Source organism: Neorhizobium sp. SHOUNA12A, from assembly GCF_023006505.1.
In the GTDB taxonomy this organism is placed as follows: Bacteria; Pseudomonadota; Alphaproteobacteria; order Rhizobiales; family Rhizobiaceae; genus Neorhizobium.
Genome location: NZ_JALBGV010000004.1, coordinates 143318 through 159145, shown reverse-complemented (window position 1 = coordinate 159145; position 15828 = coordinate 143318). Strand labels below are relative to the sequence as shown.

Sequence of the window (15828 nt, the reverse complement as noted above, 5' to 3'; positions counted from 1 at the left end):
GCATATGGACGGGCGCCCGTTGATCAGGCGCTATCATAGGGGGCTTCATGTTGATTTTTAATTCGCTGCCGGCGATCCGCCGCGCAGCCCTGGTGGCTTTGACGGCAACCGTCTGCTCCATCGCTGGTCAGGTTATGTCCGCTGACGTCAGCTTCGTGATGCGCAACGAACATCCGAACGCCGTCGAGGTCGAGCTCTACAGCCAGGACCGCAAGCATGTCTGGCCGGGCGGCAACCAGGTCTATTATCTGGATGACGGCGAATCCAAGCAGATCCACCTCTCCTGCCAGCAGGGCGAGAATATCTGCTACGGTGCCTGGGTCTCCGGCGACAAGCAGACCTATTGGGGCACGGGCCCGAACAACAAGGAAGCTTGCGAAGACTGCTGCTACGTCTGCAGCGGCGGCGAGACCGAGGAAATCAATCTGGTCGAGTAAGCGGGATCTGCAACAGGATCGGCCGCGCTGTCGGCCGATCCTTTCGGCTCAGCGGCTTTCTTGAGTGGCCGCAAACGGGGTGATGGCCGCTCGGCCGTCAGCGGGTCGTCCGTGAACGAGCACACCGTCGATATCGACCATCAAGATTTTCATCGACCATCAAGATTTTCAATGCGTATTTTCCAGATTTGAAAACGGATATAAAACAGGCGCCGCAAGCGAATATGCCGCTTCCACCATCGTCCATCCAGTCGCGGATGATATCGGGAACATGATGCGGGATTTATATAGGATCGGACTATTGGCGTGCCTCTGGCTGAGCCTTGCCGCGGCTGCGGCCGCCGAGGATGTGCCGAAATTCGCGCAGTTTGCCGAGAAAGTCTATTCCGGCCCGAGTGCCCCGGTAAAGCTGGTGGCGGCGGACGACCGGAGTTTCGCAACCCGGCTGCGGGCAGCGGCGAAACAGCCGGTGAATTTTGCAGGGCATTATATTCTCACGACATGGGGCTGCGGCGCCGAATGCCTGGGCGGCGCAGTCATCGATGCCCGCAGCGGCAAGGTCACCTTCCTTCCCTATTCGGTCTGCTGCTGGGGTAAGGGCGAGCCCTTTTATTACCGCAGCGACAGCCGGCTGGTCGTCTTTTCCGGTGTGCTCAACGAGGAAAGCCCGAAGGGCGCGCATTTCTTCGAGTTACGGGATGGCGTGTTTCTGCATGTGACGAGCCGCGCCAAGGACGGCACGGCCCTTTCCGGCATTCCGAAGCCGGCGAAGTAGCCGGCCGATCAATCGCCGGCGTTCAACATCCTCTTGAAAGCTGTGATGATCAGCCCAGCCAGTTCGCGATGGATATCGCTGCGCGGCCGACTGGTGTCGCTGCAGATCGGGTCTGGCTCGCCGACCTTCTTCAGGAATTCCTCGGCGCCAGGTTTGCAGACGGGCAGGAAGCTGAAATGGTCGGCTTTATCGACCTGGGCATAAGTCGCTTTCGAAGCCTTTTTTGCGAGCGCCTCCGAAAGCACGGCGGCCGGGATCTCACCCGCGCTGCCCAGATTGATGAAGGCGAGCGGGATATCGATCGCCCCGATACTATCAGGCTTGAAAGCCTCGACCAGACCGGGATCAACCAGCACGGCTCCCGAAATGCGGGCGTCTCGGTTCGACTGCTCGAAGCGGCTGTGATCGACGCTGTCGAGGTTCAGCGGCTCGACCGCCACCTCTTCGCCGCCGGCAAAACCGCGCCCGCCGCGGAACCAGCGGCAATCCATCATGTCGGAATTGGTCTCGCAATAGTGCTTGTAGGCATCGAGATCGGCACGCGCGCCGGCAAGTTCGATTGCCGTGCTGCCGCCAAGCGAGAAACCGAGCACGCCGATGCGTGTTTTGTCCGCCGAAGTCTTGAAGCGCGGATCGGCTGAAAGCGCGGTGATGACGTCCGAGATATCCTGTGCGCGCTCCCAGATTTTAGGCGTGGCCTCCGGCGTGGAATCACCGCTCGTCGTACCGGGGTGGTTGGGGCCGGCAACGATGAAGCCGGCTTTCGCCAGTTCGATGGCGATCCAGCCCATGCCGTCTGCTCGTGAGCCCGAACCATGCGAGACGAGTACGATGGGGAACCGGCCGGCTTCGATGGTGGCGTTTCGGGAGGCGGTGGAGCTTTCAAATATTGGATTTTCGCCGTCGGAGCCGGTCCGGCCGTCACCCTTCGACGGATACCAAACGGTGACTGCCAGCGCACGGTCGCGGGTGGGTGAGACGACGCTGATCTTCTGGATGCCGACGGGTAGGACATCGCCGGCAAGGGCGGTATCGGCCAGGAACGGACCGATGAAGGGAAGAAGAACAAGAAAGGGAAGTTTCAATCGCATGTGAGCCTCGTCCTGTTTAAAAAACGGAGGCTCCTTCCTGGCGTCATGGCGGTCTTTCGGCGACCTCGATCACGTTCGAGGTCGTCCTCGAACGTGATCTTGTCCTATCGCCTCAAGCCCCGGCGCGCTTTTCCGTCAGGAAATAGAGGAAGGCGATGACCGGCAGGGCAAGTCCGAGCGACGAGGCAAGCAGCCAGCCGCCTTCGGCAAAGGCCCAGGCGCCGACGGCGGAGCCGATCGCGCCGCCACAGAAGAACGTCGCCATGTAGAGGCCGTTGAGCCGGCTTCTCAAATCCGCGCCGAGATTGTAGATCGACCGCTGGCCGATCACGAGCGTCATCGTTACCCCGAAATCGAGCAGGATGGCGGCAATCGTCAGCAGCGCGAGTGCCACGAGCGAGCCTTCGGGCGCGATATGGGTGATCAGGAAGGCGACGGCGACGGCTCCGATCCCAAAGATCGTCGCGGGCCGGCCGAGATCCCGGTCGGCCAGGCGTCCGGCGATCGGCGAGGCGATGGCGCCGGCCACACCTGCTAGGGCAAACAGCGCGATGCCGGCCTGGCTGAGATGGAAGGCGGGGCCGGCGAGAACCAGCGGCGTCACCGTCCAGAACAGGCTGAAAGTGGCGAACTGGCAGGCCTGGTAGAAAGCGCGACGGCGCAGAACCGGCTGGGTGGCGTAAAGGCGACCCATCGATCCGAGCAGGCCGAAATACGAGAGCTTCGTCTGCGGCATGCGCTTCGGCAGCCGCGCGGCAAGCACGAAGCCGAGCACGATCATCGCCGCAGCCGACAGGAAAAAGACGATGTGCCAGGAGGAGAACTCGGCAACGAAGCTCGAGACCGGCCGGGCCATCATGATGCCGATCATCAGCCCGCTCATGACATTGCCGACCACTCGGCCGCGATTGGCGTCATTGGTCAGGCTGGCGGCAAACGGCACGATCATCTGCACGGCGGTGGAGCCGATGCCAATCGCCAGCGACGCGGCGAGGAACGGGACGGTCGCGGTCGACAGGCCGGCTCCGAGCAGCGCCACGGTGACCGCGCCGATCATGGTGAGGATCAGCCGGCGGTTTTCCAGAAGGTCGCCGAGCGGCACGACCAGCAGCAGGCCGAGGCCATAACCGATCTGGGTCAGTGTGACGATAAGGCCTGTCGCATGCGCCGGCAGACCGATCGAGGCGGCGATCGGACCTGCGAGCGGTTGGGAATAATAGAGATTGGCGGCGATGAGCCCGCAGGCTGCTGCCATGACGAAGGTCATCGCGGTGGACAAGCCGGAAGCGGCCGTCGGCGTGGCCATCGTTGCGGTATTGGTGGTCATGGGAAGCTCCTTGGGAGGAAGGATTGCATTGAAAATCAGTCGAGAAGTTTCATGGCCGCATCGACCACGGAAAAGGCGCGGTCCCGGTTCGGCCCGGTTTTGCCGAGCACTCGCAGGCCTTGCGTCACAGAGAGCAGGACGTGGGCGGTGGCGAGGGGATCGATCGCCGGCGGAATGGAGCCATCCGCCTGGCCTTCGCGGATGAGTGCCTCGATCATGGCTTCGGTCCGGGCCATCGAGCGGCCGACGCGTTCAGCTGCGTCGGCATCGTAGACTGCGAGTTCGATTGCCGTACCGACGACGAGGCAGCCGCGCCGGCCGTTTTCGCCGTGCGAGGCTTCGGCATAAAAGCGCAGCATGCGGGAAACCTTGTCGCGGCCGTTTGCGCCTTCGGCCAGTTCCTGGTCGAGAAGTGCATTGCGGACCTGCTTATAGCGGTCGAAGCTTGCGAGAAAGATTGCCTTCTTGTCCTTGAACGCCTTGTAGAGACTACCGGCGGCAAGCCCCATGGCGTCCTTCAGCTCGGAAATCGAGGCCGCGTGATAACCCCTCTCGGAAAACACGATGATCGCCTTGTCGAGTGCATCTTCGATCTCGAATTCGCGGGGGCGACCCGGCGGACGCCCAGTGCTGTTGATGTCCATGATGTCGGCTTAGTTTGGAAACGATCGTTCCCAAATAGAGGCGTCTTTGCGCTTCGTCAAGGGAAAACCTGGCCGTGGTATATCAAGTTTCGATGTTGGCGGGCGTGCGGGGTCCGACGATTAGCGGGAACACTTGAGGCGCCCGGCGGTTACATCCCTGTCACCAACCGCAAAAGCCGGAGGCAGACATGAGCAAAAGTGACGTACAGGAAGCCGTAAAACGCGCCGAACGCCAGGTCGAGAACACCAGTGCCGGCGGCCACCTCGGCGGCACCTATTACGGCCAGAACCCGGACGGCAAGACGGCGTCCACCAATACCAATGTCGGCAAGAACCGTCCCAACACCGGCAGCAGCTAGACGTCACCACCATCAAGGGATTTTGGAGAGCCCCGCCGCGTGCGGGGCTTCTTTATTGTAGGCTCCAAAATCCGGTTGCGAAAAAAATCGGTTGGGCCTGTCGGAGAAGAGGGGAGCCGAACGTCCTCGGTTCAAGGATGGTCATCGCGATGCTGCGCATGCCGTCCGGATTTCGGAACCTGTGACATAGGGGAGTAGACATGAGTAGCAATTATCGTTGGGTGATCGTCGCTGCCGGCGCCTTGATGGGCTGCGTCGCCGTCGGCACGATGTTCTCGCTGGCCATCTTTCTGGAACCGATCGCCAAGGCGACCGGCTGGTCGCATGCCGGTATATCGAGCGCCATGACGCTCAATTTCGTCGTCATGGGCCTCGGCGGCTTCATGTGGGGCACGTTGAGCGACCGTTTTGGCGCACGCGTCGTCGTGCTGATCGGGGCGGTGCTTCTTGGCCTTGCGCTTGTGCTCGCCAGTCAGACGCAGAGCCTGATCGCTTTCCAGCTGATCTATGGCTGCCTGGTCGGGCTTGCCGCGAGCGCCTTTTTCGCGCCGATGATCGCCGTCACCATGTCCTGGTTCGACGAGCATCGCAGCCTGGCTGTTTCACTGGTATCGGCCGGCATGGGCATGGCGCCGATGACCATCTCGCCCTTCGCCCGCAGGCTGATCACAGCTTATGACGACTGGCGCATGGCGATGCTCTTCATCGGCATCGGCGCCTGGATCTTGCTCCTGCCGACGGCCTTTCTGGTCCGCAATCCGCCGGCCGTGCCGGCTGCGGGCGGCACGGCCTCCGAACCGCGGGCAGAAGGTGCCGGCATGCCGCTGTCGCGGGTGTTCCGCTCGCCGCAATTCCTGGTGCTCGGGTTTACCTTCTTCGCCTGCTGTGCGGCCCATTCGGGCCCAATCTTCCACATGGTGAGCTATGCGATGTTCTGCGGCGTGGCACCGATGGCGGCCGTCAGCATCTACAGCGTCGAGGGCGCGGCCGGTCTCGGCGGCCGCATTCTGTTCGGCGTGCTGGCCGACCGGCTGGGTGTCAAGCCGGTGTTGATCGGCGGCCTGATGGTCCAGGCAGCCGTCATCGCCGCCTACACGATGGCAAGCGATCTCAGTCAGTTCTACATGTTGGCGGTGATCTTCGGCGGCACCTATGGCGGTGTCATGCCGCTCTATGCGGTGCTGGCGCGCGACTATTTCGGACCGAAAATCATGGGTACCGTGTTCGGCGCGGCGACCATGCTCTCGAGCCTCGGCATGGCCTTCGGACCTCTCGCCGGCGGCTGGGCCTTCGACCATTTCGCAAATTATGACTGGCTGTTCTTCGGCTCGGCGCTGGTCGGTCTCGGGGCGGTGGCGATCGCTCTCGCCTTTCCGCCGCTGCCACGCCAGCCGGCGCAGCTTCAGGCCGCTTGAGCGGCTCACACATGCTGAGCCACAAAGCAAAAAGCCCGGAAAATTCCGGGCTTTTGAAATTCAGTGATCTGCCGGGGCCTTGCGGCCCTTGGCTCGAACCGGGGCCGGAGCAGGCTCCGCCGCTTCGCGTTCAAGGCGAAGCTGCCTCAGTTTCTCGGTTTTCTTTTCCCGCTGGGTCGCTTCCGCCGAAATGATGGAGCGCGCGGTGTGATCTGTCGCGGCAGCTTTGTCACGCGCGGAAAGCTTGGTGGGATTGAAGAATTCGTCCTTGGTTGCGGCCATAATATCCTCCTTCCTGATGGGATGTCCGTGCGGTCGACAAATTATCCGCGCGCCGGACGGACCACTTTTTTGGGAGCCGGCAGGAGGCCTTCGCGCTGCATCTTCTTGCGCGCCAGCTTGCGGTAACGGCGAACGGCTTCAGCCTTTTCGCGCACCCGCTTTTCGGAGGGCTTCTCGTAGGCGCTGCGCGCCTTCATCTCGCGGAAGACGCCTTCGCGCTGCATCTTCTTCTTCAGCACCCGGAGTGCCTGCTCGACATTGTTGTCTCTGACTAGAACCTGCAAACTAAATCCTTTCCATTGCGGGCAGATCCCGCGTTCGATCAAGATGTTGAATTACTTGCCGATACGAATGCTCGACGGCTTCAGCCAAGGTCCGGCTGGGGCGGCGTCGGAAGCCTCGTCCTTCTTGGTGGACGATGCGGTCTCGGAAGTGTCGATATCACTTTCGACGATCCGGCGCTCGAAATTCTCGCTGCCGAAACGTACCCGGTATTGGTTTTCACCTCGGTCGGCTGCCGGCAAAAGGCCCACGACGCGGCATGTCCGGTCGCCAGTGGCGGTCCGGGTAAGGCCTGCCTTGAGGACGATGTTATCGCCTATGGCATAGACATTTGCGCTCATCGTGGTCTCCTTGAACCGGCCAAAAGCCGGGGCAAAACAAAAAGGCCGGGCGTTACCCCGACCTCTTCCCGTCATTCAAGCCGTCGCTGCCAGTACTTCCGTGGTCAGCCGAGGCGAATGACATCCTTATGCGGCCCGGAGGTTGTCGGCCGAGCTCTTGCCGGACTTGCGGTCGCGAACGATCTCGTAGGAGATCTTCTGACCTTCCGTCAGGGAAGACATGCCGGCACGTTCGACAGCCGAAACGTGAACGAAAACGTCCGTCGCGCCGTCATCAGGCTGAATGAAGCCGAAGCCCTTGGTGCTATTGAACCACTTTACGGTGCCAGTATTCATAACGATTTCCTTTCAATCGTTAGAGATTGCGGACAGTATTCCGTCCGCTTTGATCGATATTTGAGAGGAAATCTGACTGAGCACCAGGCCCGTGAACAAAGGTCGCAAGCAATTTTCGATAGCGTCAATATAAGCTTTATCCGTTGATAATCAATGCTGCCGCGGAGATTTAATTTTCCGGGCGCTCAACGGCAATGCCGATTTTCTCAATCAACGACATGATTTTACAATGCAATATCGAAATTAGCAACTGCTTTGGCCGGCTCGGCGACCGATTCTGATGCGTCGGCAGCCGGCTTTCGAACTCCACGCCCGGAGGATCGCTCCGGGCGTGGCGCATGTCACTACGACGATCCGGTCAGAGCGTGCCGGCGCGCTGCTGCGTCATCATGTAGGTATCGTAGGAATATTCGGCGATCTGCGCCCAGAGATAGGCGTCCTTCTTGAAGGCCTGCTGGCTGTCGTAGATCTTCTTGAAGGCCGGGCTCTTGGCCGAGAGGTCGGCATAGGTCTCCATTGCTGCCTTGAAGCAGACATCCATGATCTCGCGGCTGAAGGCTTTCAGCACCGCGCCTTCGGCAACCAGCTTCTTCAGCGCCGTGGCGTTGTGAGCATCGTAATTGGCGAGCATGCTCATGTTGGCCGCGGCGCAGGCATCGGTGACGATCTGCTGGTAGCTTTTCGGCAGGCCCTTGAACTTTTCGAGATTGAAGAAGGCATGCATGGCCGGGCCGCCTTCCCACCATGCCGGGTAATAGTAATATTTGGCGACCTTCACGAAGCCGAGTTTTTGGTCGTCATAGGGGCCGACGAATTCGGTGGCGTCGATCGTGCCCTTTTCGAGTGCTGCATAGACATCGCCGCCGGCGATCTGCTGCGGGGTGACGCCGACCTTCTGCATCACCTGGCCTGCGAGGCCGGCGATGCGCATCTTCAAGCCCTTCAGGTCATCGATCGTGTTGATTTCCTTGCGGAACCAGCCGCCCATCTGGGTGCCGCTATTGCCGGCGGGCAGGGCATAGAGATTGCGCGGGGCCAGGAATTCGTTGATCAGGTCGTTGCCGCCGCCGGCCGTGAACCAGGCGTTGGTCATGCGGGCGTTGAGGCCGAAGGGAATGGCGGTGCCGAGCGCAAACGCCGGATCCTGGCCGATGTAATAATAGGAGCAGGTATGGGCCATCTCGACCGTACCGTTGGCAACCGCGTCTGCCGCCTGCAACGGCGGCACGATTTCGCCGGCCCCGAATGTCTGGATCGTGAACTTGCCGTCGGTGGCGTTCTTGACGCTATCGGCGATCTGGTTGGCGGCATTGAAGATGATGTCGAGGCTTTTCGGGAAGGAGGACGTCAGTCGCCAGCTGACCCTCGGGCTTTCCTGGGCAATTGCCGGAGCGGCAAGTGCGGTTGCGGCAGCGGCGCCGACCCCGGCCGTGGCGGCCTGCTTGAAGAAACGTCTGCGGTCCATGAAATCCTCCTCAAAGCGAAAAGTGCGCGGCCAGTCCGGGCCCTGTCGATTTCGCTCATAATCCTTTCATTTCGGGAACGGCAAGGAAATTCCAAAAAGTCGCACTGGTGCCCGGCCAACACCAAGCCGACCGGGCAATTGCGCGCGCGAAGTTCGTATTCACCATGGAAGAGTTTGGTCGTCGAACGAATTGGCGCAGGTTGCCGGCATGAGTGTTTCGATCTTTCACCGCCACTTCAAGGACGTGACTGCCATGAGCCCGATCCAGTACCAGAAAAGCATCCGCCTGCACGAAGCTCGCCGCCGGTTGCTGGCGGAAGCGGGCGATACGGCGCGGGTCGCCTTTTCAGTGGGATACGAAAGCGTCACCCAGTTCAGCCGCGAATACTCCCGACAGTTCGGCGCATCGCCAGCCCGCGATGTCGGACGCCTGCGCGACCGGATGGCTGGCGATATCGAGCTGGTCGAAGGCTGATAGAAAAAGCCCGAAGCGATGCTCCGGGCTTTTGATATTGCGAACGGATGCTGTTTACAGCGTGCCCTTGCGCTGCTGCACCATCATGAAGGTGTCGTAGCTGTATTCGGCGATCTGGTTCCAGAGATAGCCTTCCTTCTTGAAGGCCTGCTGGCTGTCGTAGATTTTCTTGAAGGCGGCGTTCTTGGCGTTGAGTTCGGCATAGACTTCGAGCGCAGCCTTGTAGCTGGCTTCGAGGATTTCCGGGCTGAACGGCTTCAGGACCGCACCTTCCGAAACAAGCTGACGCAGCGCCTTGGCGTTGCTGGTGTCGTAACGGGAAAGCATGTTCTGGTTGGCATTGGCGCATGCATCCTTGATCATGCGCTGGTAGCTCTTCGGAAGGGCGTTGAACTTTTCCTTGTTCATGAAGGCGTGGACGGCCGGTCCACCTTCCCACCAGGCCGGATAATAATAGTACTTGGCGACCTTCACGAAACCGAGCTTCTGGTCGTCATAGGGACCGACGAATTCGGTGGCGTCGATCGTGCCCTTTTCGAGCGCTGCATAGACATCGCCGCCGGCGATCTGCTGCGGCGTGACGCCGAGCTTCTGCATCACCTGGCCTGCGAGGCCGGCAATGCGCATCTTTAGGCCCTTCAGGTCTTCGATCGTGTTGATTTCCTTGCGGTACCAACCACCCATCTGGGCGCCGGTATTGCCGGCCGGCAGCGCGAAGAGATTGTAGCTGCTCAGGAAGTCGTTGAGCAGCTCGTTGCCGCCGCCGACCGAGAACCATGCGTTGGTCTGGCGGGCGTTGAGACCGAACGGAACGGCGGTACCGAGCGCAAACGTCGGGTCCTTGCCGATATAATAATAGGCGCAAGTATGCGCCATTTCGACAGTGCCGTTGGAAACGGCATCCGCGGCCTGCAGCGGCGGCACGATTTCGCCAGCGGCGAAGGTGTGGATCGTAAAGTTGCCGTCCGAGGCTTCCTTGACGCTTTCGGCGATGTCGGTGGCCGCGGACCAGAGAATGTCGGTATTCTTGGTGAACGACGAGGTCATCCGCCAGGTGATCTTCGGAGATTCCTGGGCAATGGCAGGCGCTGCGAGTGCGGTCGCTGCAGCGGCGCCCACGCCGGCGGTCGCGGCCTGCCGGAAAAAGTTTCTGCGGTTCATGGGATCTATGCCTTCTAAACTTTGGGAGGTGCCCGGATTTTGGCCCGCGCGGGGCAGCTCATAGTCCTTTCATTTCGGGAACGGCAAGAAAAAAATCCAGAAGATTACGCTGCATCGCAGCAAATCTTTCCGGATATTGCGCCCAGCCTTCTCGTCGTCTTTCGATCGCGGGGAGGCAGAAATCCCTTGAAGTTTTCAGGCGAGGCTTTAGTTTAGAACTATTCTAATAAGAGGTTTTTCATGCTCGCCCGTCTCCTTTCCAGTTCCAAGCGCCCATTCGCCTCCCTCGACGAGAAGGAAATCCTGGCGCTCGCCATCGCTTCGGAAGAGGAGGATGCGCGGATCTATCTCGCTTATGCGGACAATCTCAAGGATCAGTTTCCCGCATCTGCCAAAGTGTTCGAAGACATGGCGGAGGTCGAGCAGACCCATAAGAACATGCTGATCGACATGTTCCGCTCACGCTTCGGCGAGCGCATCCCGCTGATCCGCCGCGAACATGTGCGCGGCTTCTACGAACGCAAGCCAGATTGGCTGACCCGCAACCTGTCGCTCGACACCATCCGGGAACAGGCGGAAGCCATGGAGCAACAGGCTTTCCGGTTTTATACCGAAGCGGTAAAGCAGGTTTCCGACGCCTCGACGCGGCAGCTGCTCGGCGACCTGGCGATTGCCGAGCAGGGGCACGAGGACATCGCCCGCATGCTCGGCGACAAGCACGTGACCGACGACGTGAAGACCGAGGAAGACGAGACCGCCCGCCGCCAGTTCATCCTCACCTACGTGCAGCCGGGTCTCGCAGGATTGATGGACGGCTCGGTCTCGACGCTGGCTCCGATCTTCGCAGCGGCCTTTGCGACGGGCGACACCTGGTCGACCTTCCTGATCGGCCTGTCGGCCTCGGTCGGTGCCGGCATTTCCATGGGCTTTACCGAAGCCGCCCACGACGACGGCAAGATTTCCGGACGCGGTTCTCCGATCAAGCGCGGGTTTGCCTCCGGCATCATGACGGCGCTCGGCGGCCTCGGCCACACGCTGCCCTATCTCATTCCGCATTTCTGGACCGCGACCATCGTCGCCGCAATCATCGTCTTCTTCGAACTCTGGGCGATCGCCTTCATCCAGAATCGCTACATGGAAACGCCGTTTCTGCGGGCCGTGGTCCAGGTGGTGTTCGGCGGATCGCTGGTGCTCGCCGCAGGCATTCTGATCGGGAATGGGTGAAGCGCGAAGGCTGAACGCCCTGAGCCCAAAGCGAAGGCCGGGATCCGGTGCGGCACACTCCCGAAGCTCAAACGAGCAGCCTGAAGTCTGCTGGGAAGAGCCTCACGCCGCCTGTTGCGGCACCCTGACCCGGGGTATCTCGAGCGAAAACACCGCGCCGCCGTCGTTGTGGGTGGTGAAATGCCCACCGAGCTGTTTGACGAAATTGGCGATCAGTTTGCTGCCCATGCCGCCGGTCCGATTGAAGGCCTCGATGCCCGGGCCGTCGTCGCGGATGACGAGGCTCAGATTGTCGCCGTCTTCGCCGAGTTCGACGGAAAGCTTGCCGCTTTGACGACCGACAAAGGCATATTTGAATGAGTTGGAAACGACCTCGTTGATGATCATCCCAAGCGGCAGAGCCTGTTCGCGATCGACAGTGAGCGCCTGCAGCCTGAGATCGAGCACGACAGGCGTCTCGTAGCCCGAGGCGATGTCGTTGATCAGCTTGGTGGCATAGGGCGCCACCTCGACCTGTTCGAACTGGTCGTTCTGGTAGATCTGCTCGTGCACGGCGATCATCGCCGCGATGCGCCTCGTCATGTCGTCGCGCGCATCGACCGGTAATGCCTGCAGCCGCACGAGCGCCAGCACCGCCTGGAGATTGTTCTTCACCCGGTGATGAATTTCCCGCAGCAGGAAGCGATTGCGCTCCACCGCCTGCTCCAGTTCCTCGTTGCGGACGGCGGTCCGGTAGAGAAGGCGGTTGATCCAGAAGGCGCCGAGGACCAGCAACGCCATCAACGGCAGCATAACCAGCGCGTCGGAAAAGAGATTGCGCCAGAACTGGTCGAGAATTTCCTGCCGTGCGATTGCAGCAAGGGCGATGAGAGGCCATCCGGAGACCTTCCAGAAGGCGACGATGCGGGCGTGACCGTCGATCGGGGAGACCGGACTGTGGTAGAAGCCGGAGGGCATTTGACGCGTCATCGGGTACCACGCGGTCGTGCTGAGATCGATCGGGCGTGTTGCCGCCGGCCGCCGTGCGATCAGCCAGCCGTCATCCCTGATGATCAAAATCGTTGAATTCGGCCCAAGCCCCATCGAGGCCCAGAAGCCGTCCAGGCTCTCGTTCGGGATGGTAATGCTGGCGACGCCTCGGAAAATCCCGTTCCGGTCGATCCGCCGTGCGACGGTGAAGGATGGCTTGCCGGCCCGTTCGTTGTCGAGCAGCCGAGTGAATGTCAGTTCCTGGCCATCCCTCAGCCTCGCGAAATAGGCGCGTTCGTTCTCACTGTTGGATATGCTTCCAAGGGCATCCCCGCCGGGGCTGGAAAAGCGGACGACGCCGGCATCATCGAGAAGCGAATACTGAAAACCGGCCGGCAGTTGGCCGACAGCCCGCAACAGGTCGGCCGCAAGATTGGGCGAGGCATCGATGGGCCTGTCCCCCACCTCGGTTTCGATGCGCCGCAGGGCCTGGTCGCTCGCCTCGATCATCCACTCGAGGTGGGCCGCGACAACATGCGCAGACGAGAGGGCGCGGGCTTCGCCTTCCTTCAGGGCGTTCCGGTAGTTTTCGAGGACAATAAGGCCGGCGACCGTCAGCAGGACAAGGGCAAACACACCGGTCAGCAGGATCGGGAGGGCAGGCCTCGTTACACGGGCCGCGCGTGGCAAACCTGTTTTCACCTCGTCACGCACAACCCGCTCCGGTTTCAGAGATTCCCTCCTAGCAGGTTGGCTGCATTGAGGAAATGTCTTCCGATATGCCGATACCAAAAACATTCGCCCGCAGCCTCTATGGTTGCAGGCGAATATTAACTTGTACTTAAGTGTGTGACTTATTTCAACGCGCCGACCAGCAGGTCGCGGCCGTTTTCGATGGTGACCCAACGTCCCGTGTTGAACGAGGCCTGACGCTTCAGGAAGGTGTAGGGCGTCGCAAACCAGGGCTTCACCTCGTTATCGAGGTTGTCCAGGATGAAGTCGCCATCGGACGTGCGCAACGTAAGCACCGCATGGCCTTCGCCGTCCGGCTTGCGGACGACGGTCATCAGAAGGTCGGAAAGGGCAAAGCCTTGAGCGGCAAGTTCCTTGCGCTTTTCGAGTGCATAGTCTTCGCAGTCTGCGAAATTCGTCGGATAGCTCCAGACCTCTTCGCGGCCATAGACTTCCCGGTCGGTCTTGGCGATGTAGCGGGCGTTCACGGCCCGGTTGATCTGACGGACGGTAGCCCAGCCTTTGGCGCTGACTTTGGGGGAAGGAGCGGAACGGCTCTTGATCGAACATTCCGCCGTATATTTCTGGCAGAATTCGTAATGGCCGATCGGCTGGGAGGTGACGGCGCCGGTGACCATGGCGGCCATTGGTCTTGGAGCCGGAACTGCGGCACTCACTGGTACAAGTATGCTAACTAGGATCACGGCGAAACGCCGTGCCTGCAAGGCTATCTTCATGGACCCGTCCCTTCAAATCCTAATGAAAGGTTAAGGGCGTACGGGAGAGAGAGTCAATCGGTGACTTTTGTTAACGGCTCACCATTCGCATTATGGTTAAGGCTGCAACATTTTTGTATCAGCCCAAAATTTAATCATTAAGTATTAGGGCCGAGACCGCGGTTCTCAATTTTTCGATATCCTGGGGCCTGGAAAGCCGGTGGTCTCCATCCCGGATCAGCGTCAGCACGACATCGTCGGCCGGCAGGAACTCGACGAGCTTCAGCGCGTGGGCGTAGGGCACGTCCGGATCCTTCATGCCCTGCAGGATATGCACCGGGCAGCCGGTCTCGATAATCCCTGTCATCACCGAGTTTTTGCGGCCATCCTCGATCAGGTCGCGCGTATAGATATTGGGTTCGGCGCTGTATTCGGAGCGCTCCTCGAAATAGCCGCGTTCGGCAAGCGACTGCCGCTCAACCTCGGTAAGCTTCGGTTCGATCAGTTCCGCCGTGAAATCCGGCGCCGGAGCGATGAGGACGATGCCGTCGACTTTTGCGGCCCTCTTCCGCTTCTTCAGTTCCTGCACCAGGCGCAGCGTGATCCAGCCGCCCATCGAGGAGCCGACCAGGATGACACGTTTCGGCCTGATGTCGTCGAGAACGGCGGCAGCTTCTTCCAGCCAGCGCGAGATCGTGCCGTCGCGGAAGGCGCCGCCGGACGCGCCGTGGCCGGAATAATCGAAGCGGATGGATGCGAGCCCGAGTTCGCCGGCGAGCGCGTCGAGTTCGACGGCCTTGGTGCCGGTCATGTCCGACCGGTAGCCGCCGAGCCAGACGAAGGCAGGTCCCGACGTCTTCTTGCGCGCGGCCCGATGGATGATCGCGATCTCCCGCGCAAGCGTTCCAGAACCGACGGTGATCGTTTTGCGGGTGAGGTTGGCTGCGTCGGTCATGGCGGAATCCTGAGGTTTTGCCGCGCTTATAAAACAGATTCTTAGGCATAGGACAGCAGGTGATTTTTTCGCGCGGCTATGCTATTGACTTCGCCGTAGCGATCACGACATTGCCGTCGGCCGCAAGCCGGACGCTGTCAATGTGTCGCTGCGGTCCGAAACAATCTAGGAGAATACGACCATCCGCAGACCATTCAAAACCGATGCCCCTGTTAAGGACGGGCCGCGCTCCAACCGGGAAATTCGCATTCCCAAGGTCCAGCTTATCGATGCCGAAGGCTTGAACCTTGGTATCGTTCCGACCGAGCAGGCTCTCAAGATGGCTGAGGACGCCGGCCTCGATCTCGTTGAGATCTCGCCGAACACCGAGCCGCCGGTGTGCAAGATCCTCGACCTGGGCAAGCTGAAATATGCGAACCAGAAGAAAGCGGCAGAAGCCCGCAAGAAGCAGAAGATCGTCGAAATCAAAGAAATCAAGATGCGGCCCAACATCGACACGCATGACTATGACGTGAAGATGAAGGCGATGAACCGTTTCTTTGAAGAGGGCGACAAGGTCAAGGTGACGCTGAAGTTCCGCGGCCGCGAAATGGCCCACCAGGAACTCGGCATGAAGCTTTTGCTTCAGGTGAAGGACGATACTTTGGAAATTGCCAAGGTGGAAGCTGAGCCGAAGCTCGAAGGCCGCCAGATGATGATGGTGCTGGCGCCGAAATAAGCGCCGCACCGGATGCCTTTTCGACGGACCGGCTGGCTTGGCCGCCGGATTTTCGTCATGTCTTCTTTCCCATTGCGCTTTTGACCGACTGCGGTTATAAGCGCGCGTTCCGAACGGTCCGGCA

General features: G+C 60.5%; 19 protein-coding genes. 7 read left to right on the top strand and 12 right to left on the bottom strand.

Annotated elements, in window-relative coordinates; genetic code table 11:
• The first annotated feature begins 47 nt into the window (after positions 1-47).
• Together MOV63_RS03545 and MOV63_RS03540 are read left to right on the top strand one after the other, a co-directional pair.
• Complete coding sequence (locus MOV63_RS03545; protein WP_038548243.1) at positions 48-437, top strand: hypothetical protein; 390 nt, start codon at positions 48-50, stop codon at positions 435-437.
• Positions 438-738: 301 nt separating this feature from the next.
• Complete coding sequence (locus MOV63_RS03540; RefSeq protein ID WP_247031700.1) at positions 739-1212, top strand: hypothetical protein; 474 nt, start codon at positions 739-741, stop codon at positions 1210-1212.
• A gap of 8 nt (positions 1213-1220) precedes the next feature.
• Here the strand turns inward: MOV63_RS03540 and MOV63_RS03535 are convergent, their stop codons facing one another.
• The 3 genes from MOV63_RS03535 to MOV63_RS03525 form a co-directional block, all read right to left on the bottom strand.
• Positions 1221-2303 carry a dienelactone hydrolase gene (locus MOV63_RS03535; RefSeq protein ID WP_247031698.1) on the bottom strand — a complete coding sequence of 361 codons (1083 nt, stop codon included), beginning with the start codon at positions 2301-2303 and terminating at the stop codon, positions 1221-1223.
• A gap of 112 nt (positions 2304-2415) precedes the next feature.
• Positions 2416-3630, bottom strand: a complete 1215-nt coding sequence (locus MOV63_RS03530; protein WP_247031696.1) for an MFS transporter — start codon at positions 3628-3630, stop codon at positions 2416-2418.
• Between the two features lie 35 nt (positions 3631-3665).
• Positions 3666-4274 (bottom strand): TetR/AcrR family transcriptional regulator, encoded by a 609-nt coding sequence (locus MOV63_RS03525; protein ID WP_038548249.1) that lies wholly within the window; start codon positions 4272-4274, stop codon positions 3666-3668.
• A gap of 188 nt (positions 4275-4462) precedes the next feature.
• Here MOV63_RS03525 and MOV63_RS03520 point away from each other — a divergent pair, with 188 nt between their 5' ends.
• Together MOV63_RS03520 and MOV63_RS03515 are read left to right on the top strand one after the other, a co-directional pair.
• Positions 4463-4633 carry a hypothetical protein gene (locus MOV63_RS03520; protein WP_167551681.1) on the top strand — a complete coding sequence of 57 codons (171 nt, stop codon included), beginning with the start codon at positions 4463-4465 and terminating at the stop codon, positions 4631-4633.
• Positions 4634-4833: 200 nt separating this feature from the next.
• Positions 4834-6048: an MFS transporter gene (locus MOV63_RS03515; protein WP_247031694.1), complete on the top strand. Its 1215-nt coding sequence runs from the start codon at positions 4834-4836 to the stop codon at positions 6046-6048.
• A 60-nt stretch (positions 6049-6108) separates the two neighbouring features.
• Here MOV63_RS03515 and MOV63_RS03510 read toward each other — a convergent pair whose 3' ends face one another.
• From MOV63_RS03510 to MOV63_RS03490, 5 genes are all read right to left on the bottom strand, one after another.
• The gene (locus tag MOV63_RS03510; RefSeq protein ID WP_038548255.1) at positions 6109-6330 is read right to left on the bottom strand and encodes a hypothetical protein; all 222 of its coding nucleotides are present in this window, start codon (positions 6328-6330) and stop codon (positions 6109-6111) included.
• 41 nt (positions 6331-6371) lie between these two features.
• Positions 6372-6614, bottom strand: coding sequence for a 30S ribosomal protein S21 (gene rpsU / locus MOV63_RS03505; RefSeq protein WP_038548258.1), 243 nt, complete (start codon positions 6612-6614; stop codon positions 6372-6374).
• Between the two features lie 51 nt (positions 6615-6665).
• Positions 6666-6953: a hypothetical protein gene (locus tag MOV63_RS03500; RefSeq protein WP_038548261.1), complete on the bottom strand. Its 288-nt coding sequence runs from the start codon at positions 6951-6953 to the stop codon at positions 6666-6668.
• A 126-nt stretch (positions 6954-7079) separates the two neighbouring features.
• Entirely contained in the window at positions 7080-7289 is a 210-nt protein-coding gene (locus MOV63_RS03495) for a cold-shock protein (RefSeq protein WP_007770461.1), read from the bottom strand.
• A gap of 358 nt (positions 7290-7647) precedes the next feature.
• Positions 7648-8754, bottom strand: coding sequence for a TRAP transporter substrate-binding protein (locus MOV63_RS03490; protein WP_247031692.1), 1107 nt, complete (start codon positions 8752-8754; stop codon positions 7648-7650).
• A 190-nt stretch (positions 8755-8944) separates the two neighbouring features.
• On the opposite strand from MOV63_RS03490, the gene MOV63_RS03485 reads away from it, so the two are divergent.
• Entirely contained in the window at positions 8945-9229 is a 285-nt protein-coding gene (locus MOV63_RS03485) for a helix-turn-helix domain-containing protein (RefSeq protein WP_405029297.1), read from the top strand.
• Positions 9230-9283: 54 nt separating this feature from the next.
• Here the strand turns inward: MOV63_RS03485 and MOV63_RS03480 are convergent, their stop codons facing one another.
• A complete protein-coding gene (locus tag MOV63_RS03480) occupies positions 9284-10390 on the bottom strand; it encodes a TRAP transporter substrate-binding protein (protein WP_247031690.1) in 1107 nt (368 codons plus the stop codon).
• Positions 10391-10630: 240 nt separating this feature from the next.
• On the opposite strand from MOV63_RS03480, the gene mbfA reads away from it, so the two are divergent.
• Entirely contained in the window at positions 10631-11614 is a 984-nt protein-coding gene (gene mbfA, locus MOV63_RS03475) for an iron exporter MbfA (protein WP_038548275.1), read from the top strand.
• 102 nt (positions 11615-11716) lie between these two features.
• Here the strand turns inward: mbfA and MOV63_RS32740 are convergent, their stop codons facing one another.
• The 3 genes from MOV63_RS32740 to MOV63_RS03460 form a co-directional block, all read right to left on the bottom strand.
• Complete coding sequence (locus MOV63_RS32740; RefSeq protein ID WP_247031688.1) at positions 11717-13297, bottom strand: sensor histidine kinase; 1581 nt, start codon at positions 13295-13297, stop codon at positions 11717-11719.
• 140 nt (positions 13298-13437) lie between these two features.
• Positions 13438-14052, bottom strand: a complete 615-nt coding sequence (locus MOV63_RS03465) for a transglutaminase-like cysteine peptidase (protein WP_247031686.1) — start codon at positions 14050-14052, stop codon at positions 13438-13440.
• A 130-nt stretch (positions 14053-14182) separates the two neighbouring features.
• On the bottom strand, positions 14183-14986 hold the full coding sequence (locus MOV63_RS03460; protein WP_247031685.1) for a carboxylesterase: 804 nt from the start codon (positions 14984-14986) through the stop codon (positions 14183-14185).
• A gap of 181 nt (positions 14987-15167) precedes the next feature.
• Here MOV63_RS03460 and infC point away from each other — a divergent pair, with 181 nt between their 5' ends.
• Positions 15168-15704 carry a translation initiation factor IF-3 gene (gene infC, locus MOV63_RS03455; protein WP_038548290.1) on the top strand — a complete coding sequence of 179 codons (537 nt, stop codon included), beginning with the start codon at positions 15168-15170 and terminating at the stop codon, positions 15702-15704.
• The last annotated feature ends 124 nt before the right edge of the window (positions 15705-15828 follow it).

What these genes read in the sequence shown, in the direction of transcription:
- MOV63_RS03515 (WP_247031694.1), top strand. Translation starts at nt 4,834, where the DNA reads ATGAGTAGCAATTATCGTTGGGTGATCGTCGCTGCCGGCGCCTTGATG.
- MOV63_RS03460 (WP_247031685.1), bottom strand. Translation starts at nt 14,986, where the DNA reads ATGACCGACGCAGCCAACCTCACCCGCAAAACGATCACCGTCGGTTCT.
- mbfA (WP_038548275.1), top strand. Translation starts at nt 10,631, where the DNA reads ATGCTCGCCCGTCTCCTTTCCAGTTCCAAGCGCCCATTCGCCTCCCTC.
- MOV63_RS03495 (WP_007770461.1), bottom strand. Translation starts at nt 7,289, where the DNA reads ATGAATACTGGCACCGTAAAGTGGTTCAATAGCACCAAGGGCTTCGGC.
- MOV63_RS03545 (WP_038548243.1), top strand. Translation starts at nt 48, where the DNA reads ATGTTGATTTTTAATTCGCTGCCGGCGATCCGCCGCGCAGCCCTGGTG.
- MOV63_RS03535 (WP_247031698.1), bottom strand. Translation starts at nt 2,303, where the DNA reads ATGCGATTGAAACTTCCCTTTCTTGTTCTTCTTCCCTTCATCGGTCCG.
- MOV63_RS03510 (WP_038548255.1), bottom strand. Translation starts at nt 6,330, where the DNA reads ATGGCCGCAACCAAGGACGAATTCTTCAATCCCACCAAGCTTTCCGCG.
- MOV63_RS03500 (WP_038548261.1), bottom strand. Translation starts at nt 6,953, where the DNA reads ATGAGCGCAAATGTCTATGCCATAGGCGATAACATCGTCCTCAAGGCA.
- MOV63_RS03465 (WP_247031686.1), bottom strand. Translation starts at nt 14,052, where the DNA reads ATGAAGATAGCCTTGCAGGCACGGCGTTTCGCCGTGATCCTAGTTAGC.
- MOV63_RS03530 (WP_247031696.1), bottom strand. Translation starts at nt 3,630, where the DNA reads ATGACCACCAATACCGCAACGATGGCCACGCCGACGGCCGCTTCCGGC.
- MOV63_RS03480 (WP_247031690.1), bottom strand. Translation starts at nt 10,390, where the DNA reads ATGAACCGCAGAAACTTTTTCCGGCAGGCCGCGACCGCCGGCGTGGGC.
- MOV63_RS03490 (WP_247031692.1), bottom strand. Translation starts at nt 8,754, where the DNA reads ATGGACCGCAGACGTTTCTTCAAGCAGGCCGCCACGGCCGGGGTCGGC.
- MOV63_RS03525 (WP_038548249.1), bottom strand. Translation starts at nt 4,274, where the DNA reads ATGGACATCAACAGCACTGGGCGTCCGCCGGGTCGCCCCCGCGAATTC.
- MOV63_RS03520 (WP_167551681.1), top strand. Translation starts at nt 4,463, where the DNA reads ATGAGCAAAAGTGACGTACAGGAAGCCGTAAAACGCGCCGAACGCCAG.